The sequence below is a fragment of the Paenibacillus sp. MAHUQ-45 genome, from assembly GCF_058133325.1.
The window spans coordinates 132,057-143,635 of the sequence record NZ_JBYUPV010000014.1 but is presented as its reverse complement, the minus strand read 5'-3'; the positions used below and the strand labels follow the sequence as shown (position 1 = coordinate 143,635).

12 protein-coding genes, 12 tRNA genes and 1 rRNA gene are annotated in these 11,579 nt (G+C 48.1%); 19 read left to right on the top strand and 6 right to left on the bottom strand.

The features are described from left to right. The 13 genes from rrf to AC3Y23_RS25065 form a co-directional block, all read left to right on the top strand. Window positions 1-96 (top strand): 5S ribosomal RNA (gene rrf, locus AC3Y23_RS25125); the annotation flags it as partial. A gap of 5 nt (window positions 97-101) precedes the next feature. Further along, window positions 102-177: transfer RNA gene (locus AC3Y23_RS25120), tRNA-Asn, on the top strand. A gap of 1 nt (window position 178) precedes the next feature. After that, window positions 179-254, top strand: a tRNA-Thr gene (locus AC3Y23_RS25115). A 9-nt stretch (window positions 255-263) separates the two neighbouring features. Then, window positions 264-338, top strand: a tRNA-Glu gene (locus AC3Y23_RS25110). 40 nt (window positions 339-378) lie between these two features. After that, window positions 379-454: transfer RNA gene (locus tag AC3Y23_RS25105), tRNA-Val, on the top strand. A 52-nt stretch (window positions 455-506) separates the two neighbouring features. Then, window positions 507-581, top strand: a tRNA-Gln gene (locus tag AC3Y23_RS25100). Window positions 582-651: 70 nt separating this feature from the next. Continuing rightward, a tRNA-Lys gene (locus AC3Y23_RS25095) sits at window positions 652-724 on the top strand. A 16-nt stretch (window positions 725-740) separates the two neighbouring features. Continuing rightward, a tRNA-Leu gene (locus AC3Y23_RS25090) sits at window positions 741-824 on the top strand. 7 nt (window positions 825-831) lie between these two features. Then, a tRNA-Gly gene (locus AC3Y23_RS25085) sits at window positions 832-906 on the top strand. A 7-nt stretch (window positions 907-913) separates the two neighbouring features. Next, window positions 914-990, top strand: a tRNA-Arg gene (locus tag AC3Y23_RS25080). An 11-nt stretch (window positions 991-1,001) separates the two neighbouring features. After that, window positions 1,002-1,075, top strand: a tRNA-Pro gene (locus AC3Y23_RS25075). Between the two features lie 12 nt (window positions 1,076-1,087). Next, window positions 1,088-1,161 (top strand) — tRNA-Gly (locus tag AC3Y23_RS25070). Between the two features lie 14 nt (window positions 1,162-1,175). Further along, window positions 1,176-1,249 (top strand) — tRNA-Pro (locus AC3Y23_RS25065). Window positions 1,250-1,527: 278 nt separating this feature from the next. On the opposite strand, the gene AC3Y23_RS25060 is transcribed toward AC3Y23_RS25065, so the two are convergent. Together AC3Y23_RS25060 and AC3Y23_RS25055 are read right to left on the bottom strand one after the other, a co-directional pair. Next, window positions 1,528-1,941 (bottom strand): ImmA/IrrE family metallo-endopeptidase, encoded by a 414-nt coding sequence (locus AC3Y23_RS25060; RefSeq protein ID WP_379204257.1) that lies wholly within the window; start codon window positions 1,939-1,941, stop codon window positions 1,528-1,530. A 61-nt stretch (window positions 1,942-2,002) separates the two neighbouring features. After that, window positions 2,003-2,431, bottom strand: coding sequence for a helix-turn-helix domain-containing protein (locus AC3Y23_RS25055; RefSeq protein ID WP_379204255.1), 429 nt, complete (start codon window positions 2,429-2,431; stop codon window positions 2,003-2,005). A 273-nt stretch (window positions 2,432-2,704) separates the two neighbouring features. Here AC3Y23_RS25055 and AC3Y23_RS25050 point away from each other — a divergent pair, with 273 nt between their 5' ends. The 5 genes from AC3Y23_RS25050 to AC3Y23_RS25030 all read left to right on the top strand — a co-directional run bounded on the left by AC3Y23_RS25050 (window position 2,705) and on the right by AC3Y23_RS25030 (window position 4,964). Beyond that, a complete protein-coding gene (locus AC3Y23_RS25050) occupies window positions 2,705-3,226 on the top strand; it encodes an ArpU family phage packaging/lysis transcriptional regulator (RefSeq protein WP_379204268.1) in 522 nt (173 codons plus the stop codon). Between the two features lie 486 nt (window positions 3,227-3,712). Continuing rightward, a complete protein-coding gene (locus AC3Y23_RS25045) occupies window positions 3,713-3,994 on the top strand; it encodes a hypothetical protein (RefSeq protein ID WP_175371819.1) in 282 nt (93 codons plus the stop codon). A 2-nt stretch (window positions 3,995-3,996) separates the two neighbouring features. Beyond that, complete coding sequence (locus AC3Y23_RS25040) at window positions 3,997-4,197, top strand: hypothetical protein (RefSeq protein ID WP_175371818.1); 201 nt, start codon at window positions 3,997-3,999, stop codon at window positions 4,195-4,197. After that, on the top strand, window positions 4,184-4,582 hold the full coding sequence (locus AC3Y23_RS25035) for a hypothetical protein (protein ID WP_379204252.1): 399 nt from the start codon (window positions 4,184-4,186) through the stop codon (window positions 4,580-4,582). Before AC3Y23_RS25040 ends, AC3Y23_RS25035 begins: the two co-directional genes overlap by 14 nt. Then, window positions 4,554-4,964, top strand: a complete 411-nt coding sequence (locus AC3Y23_RS25030) for a stalk domain-containing protein (protein ID WP_379204250.1) — start codon at window positions 4,554-4,556, stop codon at window positions 4,962-4,964. Before AC3Y23_RS25035 ends, AC3Y23_RS25030 begins: the two co-directional genes overlap by 29 nt. Before the next feature lie 80 nt (window positions 4,965-5,044). Here AC3Y23_RS25030 and AC3Y23_RS25025 read toward each other — a convergent pair whose 3' ends face one another. From AC3Y23_RS25025 to AC3Y23_RS25010, 4 genes are read right to left on the bottom strand one after another with little or no spacing between them, the layout of a single operon-like run. Further along, window positions 5,045-6,532, bottom strand: a complete 1,488-nt coding sequence (locus AC3Y23_RS25025; RefSeq protein ID WP_379204248.1) for an MBL fold metallo-hydrolase — start codon at window positions 6,530-6,532, stop codon at window positions 5,045-5,047. Beyond that, complete coding sequence (locus tag AC3Y23_RS25020) at window positions 6,529-8,214, bottom strand: ABC transporter permease (protein ID WP_379204246.1); 1,686 nt, start codon at window positions 8,212-8,214, stop codon at window positions 6,529-6,531. Before AC3Y23_RS25020 ends, AC3Y23_RS25025 begins: the two co-directional genes overlap by 4 nt. A gap of 5 nt (window positions 8,215-8,219) precedes the next feature. Continuing rightward, the gene (locus AC3Y23_RS25015; RefSeq protein ID WP_379204244.1) at window positions 8,220-9,308 is read right to left on the bottom strand and encodes an ABC transporter substrate-binding protein; all 1,089 of its coding nucleotides are present in this window, start codon (window positions 9,306-9,308) and stop codon (window positions 8,220-8,222) included. 42 nt (window positions 9,309-9,350) lie between these two features. Further along, window positions 9,351-10,331 carry an ABC transporter ATP-binding protein gene (locus tag AC3Y23_RS25010; RefSeq protein ID WP_379204242.1) on the bottom strand — a complete coding sequence of 327 codons (981 nt, stop codon included), beginning with the start codon at window positions 10,329-10,331 and terminating at the stop codon, window positions 9,351-9,353. Between the two features lie 197 nt (window positions 10,332-10,528). On the opposite strand from AC3Y23_RS25010, the gene AC3Y23_RS25005 reads away from it, so the two are divergent. Beyond that, window positions 10,529-11,437 carry a LysR substrate-binding domain-containing protein gene (locus tag AC3Y23_RS25005; RefSeq protein WP_379204240.1) on the top strand — a complete coding sequence of 303 codons (909 nt, stop codon included), beginning with the start codon at window positions 10,529-10,531 and terminating at the stop codon, window positions 11,435-11,437. Window positions 11,438-11,579: the final 142 nt, after the last annotated feature.

Below are 11,579 nucleotides of genomic sequence, written 5' to 3'. Positions count from 1 at the left end.
GTTCCACGCGTACCCATCCCGAACACGACCGTTAAGCCCTCCAGCGCCGATGGTACTTGGACCGAAGGGTCCTGGGAGAGTAGGACGCCGCCAAGCATTATTCCCTGATAGCTCAGTTGGTAGAGCACTCGACTGTTAATCGAGTTGTCACAGGTTCGAGTCCTGTTCGGGGAGCCATGCTCTCATAGCTCAGTAGGTAGAGTGCTTCCATGGTAAGGAAGAGGTCACCGGTTCGAATCCGGTTGAGAGCTCCACAAATTTAAGGCCCGTTGGTCAAGGGGTTAAGACACCTCCCTTTCACGGAGGTAACAGGGGTTCGAATCCCCTACGGGTCACCAATTTTACTTATCGTTACCCATCAAGGGTCACTATACATATGGAGGCTTAGCTCAGCTGGGAGAGCATCTGCCTTACAAGCAGAGGGTCGGGGGTTCGATCCCCTCAGCCTCCACCATTATCATCTTCAGTATTGAAGAGATATTGGATAATATATAGGTATCCATTAATGGGGATTAGCCAAGCGGTAAGGCAACGGACTTTGACTCCGTCATGCATAGGTTCGAATCCTATATCCCCAGCCATTTCACTCTAAACAAGTGAAGTTAAGCTTTGGTGATGAATCCGATTATTTATCGGGGACACCTAACTTATGAGCCATTAGCTCAGTTGGTAGAGCACCTGACTTTTAATCAGGGTGTCGAAGGTTCGAGTCCTTCATGGCTCACTTTTATTAGTACTTTGCGCGTGTGGCGGAATGGCAGACGCACCAGACTTAGGATCTGGCGTTTAACGACGTGGGGGTTCAAGTCCCTTCACGCGCACCACTTATTTGCGGACGTGGCTCAGCGGTAGAGCATCGCCTTGCCAAGGCGAGGGTCGCGGGTTCGATTCCCGTCGTCCGCTCCATAATTTTGCGCCCTTAGCTCAGCTGGATAGAGCGTTTGACTACGAATCAAAAGGTCGGGAGTTCGAATCTCTCAGGGCGCGCCATTTTATATTATCGGGATGTAGCTCAGCTTGGTAGAGCACCTGGTTTGGGACCAGGGGGTCGCATGTTCAAATCGTGTCATCCCGATTTTAAATTTTTGCGGGTGTAGTTCAATGGTAGAACTTCAGCCTTCCAAGCTGATAGCGTGGGTTCGATTCCCATCACCCGCTCCATAATCTTATACTTTCGGGATGTAGCTCAGCTTGGTAGAGCACCTGGTTTGGGACCAGGGGGTCGCATGTTCAAATCGTGTCATCCCGATACTTATTATGAATTAACTCTTACTCTGGTAAGAGTTTTTTTGTTATATAACCTGTTCCAATCAAGAGAGATATCCAAAGACACTATACTTTTTAGAAGCAAAGAGAATCATAAAGAAGTCTAAATAAATCTAAACAAATCTAAAAAATCTAATAGGTCTAGAGAATAGGTCTAGAGAGTAGCTTAATTCTAGGATGAGGCTCAATTTAAATCATCTGATTGATAGTATAAATCGGCAGTATAAATTGATAGAACAAACCTGTGCAATTACATTCTAATTAATCCTGTAAAAAAAGTCGTACCTCTGGTGGGATACCTAGTCTCAGGTAGTAGCCTTGATGTGATTCATCCTGTTCTGGCTCAGAGTTGGCAGTCAGCAGCTGAATTGCAAAGGCATTTGCTTGCCGCTCCAGCTTACCAGGGGCGAAGTAAGAGTTCTCTTCCAGGAAAAAACGGTTAATACCTTTGTGAAGCCGGTCATGCCCCAGTTCATGCGCACAAACGAATCGCTGCCATTCTACAGGCAGTTCATTATGAATGACGATAAATCTTCTTCTTAATTTTCGATAATATAATCCCTTCGTACCTGTCCCCAGATTCATAAAACGAATGTGAATGCCAAGTGCTCTGGAAATTTCAAAGGGGCAGTTGGTTTTATATTTTTTAATCAGATTATTAATCAATTCATCCATTGTCTTCACCTGCAGTACGTTTAGTGTATTTGTTGTTGTATCCTAGGGAAGTCTCGAACACTTAATCCTGTTTAGGCTTTTTGCGCTTATTCATTTGTTTGGCCTCCCAGAACAACCCGGTGAGCACGTCTTTAATCCTCTGCTTGTCCTCCTTATCCAGTGGAATACCATCGAACATCAATTCACCGTCATCCTCCAGCATTTTGCGGAAGTCACGCTTGTCCTTACTTGTAGCCCACTCAGGAACGATCTCGGCTTCAGCAGCACCTTGATCTTGTATATATCCTGCCTGTTCCATCAGTTCCTCATAAGAACACCCTGTAGCTTCAGCGATCTTGCGTAAGGTTGCCGGCTTGGGGATTCCTCTCAGACCATTCTCGATCCGTGAGATTTGTGAACCACTGATACCTGCTGCGGATGCCAACTGATTGATGGTTAGTCCTCTTTGTTCGCGAAGCTCTTTTAAAAAACGGCCAAATGCTTGTTCCATCACTACCCACTCCTTCTGCACTGTTAGCTGCTGTAAATAATATAAGCCATTTTTGCCAAGAGGTAAATAACAAAGACTGTTTTATTGCCAAAAGGCAAGAAAAGTGATGGAAAATAGCTATTAACCGGCGCATACAGCCTTAAATCGGGTTTTACGGAATTGGAAGAGAGGTGGTATATTATTGAAAAAGGCGAACAAAATACGAACAAGTAGAATTTTACCACAAATCTTGGAGAAATACTGCAAATATAATACAAAGGAGTGTATGCTGTGCTGAACCTATCTTCTTTACCTGAACTGGACCGTCGCCGGACACAGATCACTATAGAAAGCATGCTGGAGAAATATCGTATTTTCAAAACAGTTACTTTTGAGGCCAAGGAGGCAAGTATCACTTATTCCTATACAGAACGATTTCATGGTCCTACGAATGTCACTACAGATCAGACGGTAGCGCTCGCCACACATAATGTGGATGTGCCCGCAGCTCGTAGAGCTTATTGTGCCGCGATTGACACGGTGGTGGACAGGCTGGACACAAGAGAACAACAACTGGTGCGAGAACGGTATATGAGAAGAGATGAGACATACGATTACACGATATACAATCATGTGTTTGATCCGCCGGTTAGCAAGGACACTTACGTGAAGATACGTTCCAAAGCTTTTTATAAAATGGCGCTGGCTTTAACCGACCTTGGGCTGTTGTCACTGGACTCTCTTTTAAAAGCTACGTCAAAGTCGCAGAAGCTAGAAAGAGGCAGCACCTCCTTAGAGAGTATCAGCCACTTTTAAAGATCCATGGAACTGATCGGGGCCTCGAATTATTGAAACTATTAGAACTTTAAGCTGTATCATCCGCAATGTGGGTGATGCAGCTTTTTTTTATGATAAGGGACAGGCTTAATACTATCTATGCATTAAAATAGAACGGGTGTTCCCTACTAAAAACCGCTCTATTCCATCCTTAAGCTCTGCTGAAGTTCGCCGTATCACCGTCTCTGTGCACGAAATAAGGGGGTATGATTATAACATGGCAAACGAAGCAAAAGGACACCTCAGGAGCATGAATGCTCCACTACACATCAGGCCACAAAGGCTGAAAAACTAAGAGCGCGGTGAAAAGTTCCTTGGCTCAGCTGCCATGTTCTTAAACGGATAGCGGACCTGATATCAGGTCCGCTATCCGTTTTTGTTTATTTAGGAACGGGAGGGATGAAAGAGATGGGGCTTTTTCAACAATTATAGGATTCACACAACATCACAGAAGGGAGCGGGCGGATGGAACAAGGAGATCTTGCGCAACTGGAGAAGCTGCTGCCATTAGCAGATAAGTATGGCCTTGCTTATATTGTGGCGTTCATCTTGATGATCGTGGTCATGGTTCTGCTGCGGGCGATTGTTAAAGGGAATCTAGTGCCTCGGGAACTGCTGGATCGAGCTGAAGAGGACAGGGACCGATTGCAGGCGATTTTGGACAAGGAACGCTCTGAATTCATGCAGCCAACACTGGATGTTCTCAAAAAATTGAAGATTGACCATACGGAAGACAGGGGGAGTTAGGGATGCTGTCACAATGGATTCAGCGGCTGCTTCTCCCCCGGCATGCACATAAAGAGATGGAGCTTCGCAGGGCCTCAACCAGCGTTACACTGACCATAAGCCACTATAAGAACGTCTCTCAGGAAATTCAGGAGGAGATCCACCGCAACCGGTTCGCCAAATATTTAGTTTATGATCGAGGGGATCATCATGAACATGATTGATATCGTACTACTGGTGCTGTATAGCGTTGCTATCGCCTGCGCATGGTACATCATTCATTGCCACAGGGAATATTTTTACGAACGATTTCAAAAAGGTGTAGTTAGCGTGTTCATGCTGGCGATGCTTTTGTTTCTGTTGGCATACACGTTCAAAATGCTGGTTGTCCTGTTGGTACGGATGGCAGTGCTACTCGGAGCGGATGTAACCCAACTCGTTGGCTGGCTGCAATATGTCTGGGTCTTTGCTCAACTAGGAATGACAGCGGGACTGCTGGCTCTAGCTGTATTGACCCGTTCGGGAACTTATGACCAATTTTTTCATATTAAAAAGCCGTACAGAAAGGAAGAACAACATTATGCTGATACTGACTCAGGTGAAAAGTAAATCAGCATCTCGGCTCTCCGGTTTGCATCATGTTATCCTTACCGCTTCTACAATATTGTTTGAGCGTTGTTTTGCACGTGGCATCCCTATTGTTATCACACATGGGCGCGTACAATTGCCGAACAGGATGCGCTGTATACACAAGATCGTACCAAGCCGGGGTCCATTGTCACTAATCACTTCGCAACAAGAGCCGAAGGAGCAGACTATGGAAGAAAAAAAATTAGCCACAGTAAAAGTTAATGGTGTTAAAATTGCTGAGGGTCTTTTGGATAAGGGAGTGACTTATGTGCCGGTGAGAGTGCTTGTTGAATCACTGGGTGCGAAGGTCACGGGCTACGATGCACTGACCAAGACGGTGGAAATTACATGCAGTCGTTAAAAAAATGAGCAATACACAAAGGACTGATACAGGAATCGCAGATTCCGTTGTATCAGCCTTTTACATAGAAGTGGATTCAATTAGAAGTGCAGTTGGTCTCCAGGTAAAAGAGCATGCAATCCGGCAGCGCCCTTCTCTTGGAGCAGGGTGATCGCCTGCCGATTATGATGATCGGGTGCATGAACGAGTACATTCTGATGGCTGGGAATGCTGTGCAGCATGTCTAGGATATCCGGCAGGCCCTGATGGACTTTGTAGCGGATTAAGGAAATGGCAGGCCCGTCAGCAGGAGGGGACGTCACCAGTCCCTGTGCAAAGCTGCCAGCCGGTAGATGCCCAGTGAAGATAACCTGACTGCTGCGGCTGGTCGATAACTGATCGTAATACCAGCGGGCTGTGGAAGAGATTAGCATGCCATCCTCTGTAAATATGATAGCTCCAGTTCCATTTGATTGAGCCATAGCCTGCCTACGCTGGTCCGAATCTGAGACGATGTGCAGCTTGTCACTGTTCAGCAGTGCTTGAATACGCGAGGCTGCTGTCTCTCTGAGCCAGAAGGAGCTTTGTTCAAGTTCACGTAGAGGTGTGAGCAGTCTTTCTTCTGCGATTAGTGTTGTATCCGGGAACTGTTCCGCGACCCAGACGAGCAGCTCCTGACCCCGTCCATAGAGCGGAACGGGTAGCAGTACGGTCCCATCTATCTCCAGTGTGCTGCGGATTGCGGACGCCAATTGTAGCAGCTTGTCACTCTGGGTCTCGGGATCAACGCCGTAGGCAGCATCGATGATAGCGAGATCTATAGAACATTGGGACATCTTTTCAACGGTTAGGGTCATTGCACCTGCTTCTCCTAAGGTCTCTTCGTCTATCTCTACATTTATTCCTACATTTGTCTTTTTAGTTATCTCTTCAGTTGCCGTTTTCGGTGTCGCTTTAACTATTTCTTCCGACTTCTCCCCGACTGTCTTCTCAGCCGAGTTCTCCTCGCTCTTTTGCACGGCAGCAGGGAACAAACCCAACCCCGGTTCATCCACCCCCAGCAACTGGGATTCCCCAGTGAAATCGCCAGAGAAGAAGATGATTTTACCGTCCCACTCCAGAGCTACCCAGATCGATCCGGTCATGTGACCGCTGCGGCCCCACATCACACGAAGATTTGGAGTCAGACTAAGCCATGTTAAAGGGGCAGTATGTTCCTCCAGGTAGGCATACTCAATCGCTGCACAATCTGCCTCTTCAAAAGGAAGGGGAGTTGGTCCTGCAGTCACGTAGTTACGCCAAGCCGTAAAATAATCCGGCAGCTGAAGCGCCGTCTCCCGGGTCGTCCATACCTTTCCTTTATATCCGTATTTATAGAGCAGAGGCAGCGCAGCCGAGTGATCCTCGTGGGCATGGGAGAGGAATACAGCCTGCAGCTCCGGTATCTTCTCTACTTCCAGCAATGGATATTCACTGCCGGCTTCTTTTTTGACTCCGCAGTCTAGCAGAATGCCGGCTTGATCGTTCCTGATAAGATAAGAGGAGCGCCCATGCTCCCCGGCGCCCCCCCATATAGTTAGTGTAGTCATCGTTGTCTCCGCTTTCTGTCAGGGTTTAGATATTCGATCGCCAGCAGCAAGGCGGTGGTGATGCCGACAGACACGACGGCCATAGCCATGCCGAGCGCGACAGCACCCTGCTCAAACTGGGCGAAAATATAAGTTGCCGATGTCTGCATAGAAGGGGGCAGAATGAGTAATGAGGCGACCAATTCCCGATTGGAAATGGTGAAGGTCATCATCCAGCCTGCGGCCATGCCGGGCAGGATCAGCGGCAGCAGGATACGCCTAAAGACATATATCCGGCTGCCGCCGAACACTTGGCCCGCCTGCATCAGGGCGGGGTCCAACTGCCCGTAGCTTGATTTTACATATTGCACGGTATAAGGAAGAAACAAGACTACATAAGTCAGTACGACCATGCCGTACGTATTGTAAAGCGGAATAGGCATCCAGCGAGCGTTCCAGAACAGAATTAGGCCCACGACTAGTACAATACCTGGCACGGTATTCGGCAGTAAACTGAAAAGGTCGGTGAGCTTCTGCCTCCATGACGTGGCTTTGCCAATGGTTAGTCCAAACCAGGTGCCTAGAATTACTGCAATACAAGAAGCAGCCACGGCCAGGCCTAAGCTATTGATTAGCGCGTGCATTCCCGGAGAACCGGGGGACAGCAGCTCCCGATAATGATTCAGCGTCAAATTCCCCCAAGACAAGCCTTCTCCCCGCAGTTTGAGCAGCGAAGCGGTAATAATGGAGAAATAAGGCACCCCAATCGAAGCAATTAACAGGAATACTAGATACCCCCAACTGGCCAGACCTGCAAGTCCCCCTGAGGTTTTGCTTTTGCTTTTGCTACGCATTCCTTTGCCGCCAACCAGACGGTAGGAGTAACGACTGCTAATCAAGGTCTGGATATACCACATGACCAAACATACCCCCAGCAATACTGAAGCTAATGAGGTAGCTTTACCGAAATCAATCGGCCAACTGGCGATGTATCTGTGAATTTCGGAGGTGAGAACATAGAAACCGATTTTGCGGCCAAAGGTTGCTGGTGTTCCGAATTCAGCAATCGTTTTGACAAAGATCAGCAGCGCGCCCAGCCCATAACTGGATAATAACAAGGGGAGGATTACTTTTCTGCTCTTATAAGCAAAAGATGCGCCATGAACCGCAGCGGCCTCTTCCAGACTGCCGCCAATCTGCAGCAGCGAATTACGCAGCAGAAGATAGAGAAAAGGGAATAAATGCAGACTCATTATCAGAACCATGCCCCAGTAGGAGAAAAAATAGGGAGTAACCGCCGCTGAAGCGGGCAGCAACTGCTCCATATAACCCCCGGATTGCATAAACAGCATCCAGCCCATAGAACCGATATAGGGCGGTGTCATGAAAGGAATCAACAGAACGACATCCAGCCAGCGATGACGCCCGATAGACGTTTTCGCCATAATCCAGGCTAGTGGAAGGGCGAAGACGGTAGTCAGGGCAATAACACTAACTCCCAGACCTAGCGAGTTTAATAGAACTTCTATCAATCCGCTGTTGTTCATAATGGTCTTTAAGGGAGCAGCAATATCAAGCCTGCCGCCTGGATAAATACTTGTCCAGAAAATGAGGAGCAGCGGCAGCAGCACCAGGATCGCCAATATCCCCAGTGCCAGACTGCCCCCTCTCCATTGAAAGGGACGTACAGAAGACTTCTTCATAATGCTTATTTGAACAGATCCGTAAAGGTAGTGGAGACCTCATCGCCGTGGTCGTTCATCCAGTCCCATTTCACATCATAGGTCTTGATTTCTTCCAGGTTGGCGCGTCCCTCAGCTTTAACATCTGTGCGGCCTGGCAGAAGGTATGCCTTGGAGACCATGGCTTGGGCCTCATCAGAAAGCAGGTAATCGATAAAAGCTTTGGCGTTGTCTACATTTGGGCTTGTTTTGATAATTGCAGCCGGACGTGGGCTGATGACCGTTCCTTCCGCAGGATAGACGATATCGATCGGCTCACCGGCAGCCTTTGCCTTGTAAGCCATGTAATCCACACCTGCAGCGACTACGGACTTCGCACCTGTAATTACTGGATCAAGCGCTTCCTGGTTAGCGCCAGCCATCGCTACTCCGTTAGCTTTGTATTGCTTGAAGAGGTCCCAGCCGGATTCTCCTTGGGCACTAAGATACCCAGTCATGAAATCAAGCGCCGAGCCAGACAGCGATGGATCGGGGATGTTAACCTGTCCTTTCCACTCTGGCTTGCCGAGATCCGACCAGGAAGTTGGAGGAGTAGTTACTTTCTTCGTATTGTAAACAATGCCAAGTGCGGAGGCGCTATAGCTGAAATAGCTACCGTCTGGATCAGACCAGTCGCTCACCAGCTTGTCCGAGTTAACGGCTTCTTTATATGGAAGCAGCAAATCGTCTTTTTTCATTCCTTGCATCGAAGGAAGGGAGGCCAGAACCACGACATCTACGACCGGATTTGATTTTTCCGCTTCCATGCGGGCAAGGATTTTACCGGTGGTGCCTTGGAACATCTCAACCTTTACTCCAGTCTTTGCTTCAAAACCTTCCTTGATCTTGTTCGCCAGGCCTTCAGGGCCTGCGCTATATACGACGAGGCTACCGCTAAGGCTTGTCCCAGCAGGAGAGGCGGTTGGATCCGCAGTTGTGCTCCCGGTCGCTCCATTATTGTTGGCCGCATCTGTTGTCGATGGAGTGTTGGCGTTGCCGCAGCCTGCAAGGCTTAGTCCCAAAACTGTGGTGAGAAGAAGACTACTGATCCGTTTCTGATTGACCCATTTTTTCATTGATAATACCTCCATATAATAGTTTGGTGTTCATTGCAAAAGTTATCTTCCGGATGAATTCAGCTTGTGAATTTGCCCCGGAGAAGCATACAGACATACGTTATCGCCGACGCGCAGCCGCTGTTCATGATAGGCAATCCATTGCCCCATCTCTTGCATATCCAGGATCATTTCGTAACGATCGCCCATATAGCTGACGTGCCTGATGGTTCCATGAAAGGACAGATTGGCATCGTCCTCCTTGGACCAGCGGAGCTGTTCTGGACGAAGCATTTGCTGATCCGGGATGACCCAGTTAGATTTACCAATGAATCGTGCGACAAAAGGATGCCCTGGCGTCCGGTAGATTTCCTCAGGTGATCCGCTCTGGAGAATATGGCCGCCTTGCATGACCACGACTTCGTCTGACATCGACATGGCCTCGGATTGGTCATGAGTTACATATAAGGCCGTAATCCCAATGTTCTTGACTAGCGAGATTAGTTCGACTCGCATTTCATCACGAAGTATGGCGTCCAAAGCGCTCAGCGGCTCATCGAAGAGGACAAGTCGTGGGCGTGTAACGACTGCTCTGGCAAAGGCTACCCGCTGCTGCTGTCCGCCTGATAATTGGTGAGGATATCGCTCCTCCAGCCCGTCCAGCCTGACTGTCCGTAGCGCCTCCAGCACCCTTCCACGCAAATCCTGTTTCTGCTTTGCTGCTCGCAGTCCAAAGGCAACATTCTCGAAGACGCTCAGATGCGGCCAGAGCGCAAAGTCTTGAAAGACCATCCCGAAGTTTCTGCGGTGAACCGGCTGATTGACTCTCCGGGAAGCTGAATAAATGGGCTCGCCATCCGCCAATATCTCTCCTGCATCTGGTGTCTCAAGACCTGCGAGCAGACGGAGCAACGTGGTTTTGCCACAGCCGGACGGTCCGAGCAATGTCGTGAAGCTTCCTGCCTTGATGTGTAGAGTTGCCGGCTTCAGGGCTTGAACATCTCCGAAGCTTTTGGCAAGATTGCGAATGATCAACTCGTTCATTTCTTTCTCCCTGTCATAAATATTTAATTTTTACTTTTTGATCAATTGTCTTGGTATGTACTTAGTGTAAAGAAGAAGGTTTCCCGGTATGTTTGCACAGTGTAACGTCGTTATTAACTTTTTCATGCAATTCCCTTAACACTCATAGAATTTTTCTATGCTAGGATGGATCTAGCCGTATGAGGGAGAGGATAAGAGTGAACCTGAATTTAATTAAATTGCAAATTGTAGAGCTATTGGACAAGCATAAGAAAATCACACCTGTAGCCGAAGCGCTTGGGCTGAAGCAGCCAACCGTTACCTATCATTTGAAGAATTTGGAGGAGCAGTTGGGTGAGAAGCTGTTTGAATCGAGGATGGACAAAATGATCCTGACGCAAAGTGGGCGGGCCTTCCTCCATTATGCTGTCAAAATCAATGCGCTGGCCGCAGAAGCTGGGCGGGTGGTGAAGGAGTTCGGGAACGCGGGGCGTGGTACGCTAAAAATCGGCGCAAGCTATGTACCAGCCACTTATCTGCTGCCGGAAATTCTGGGTGGGTTCAACGAGCATTACCCCAAAACGACAATTTCTTTGACAGTAAAGCCCTCCCTCGCTATCAAGGAGATGCTGCTGAGCCATGAGATTGACCTCGGCATACTCTCCACCGAGCGTTTTGAACAGCCAGGCCTTATCAGTAGCTCTTTATGCGAAGATGAACTGGTGCTTGTCTTTTCACCCGACCATCCTCTGGCTTCCCGAAGCGTGCTGCAGCCGGCAGAGATTGCATCTGCAAGCTTTATTCTTCACGACATGGAGTCGAGCACACGGCAACTGACCAATAAATGGTTCCAGCAGGGAGGTTTCGAACCACGGGCTTCGCTGCTGTTGGATTCACTGGAAGCCATCAAACAATCCCTGCTGGGTGGAAAACATGTGTCTTTTATCTCCAGAATGGCAGTAGAGGATGAGGTGGCCAGGGGAAGGCTAGTGATGCGAAGTATTCCCAATTATCACTTCCAGCGGCATATTTTCTGCTCCTATCACCGGGACCGATTTTTCTCTCCACTTATGGGAATATTTATAGATCTTCTGCAGTCAAAAGAGCAGAGTGGAATACGCAATTGACGATATCCCGTATAATATGTAGAAATACATTATGATGAAATGACTGTATTAATGGAGAAATTCGTGTATAATCAAAATTACTGTATCGCTTTACCGCGTAATAAAGTTGAAGATTTCCGGGCGGTTTTATTGTATGATATGA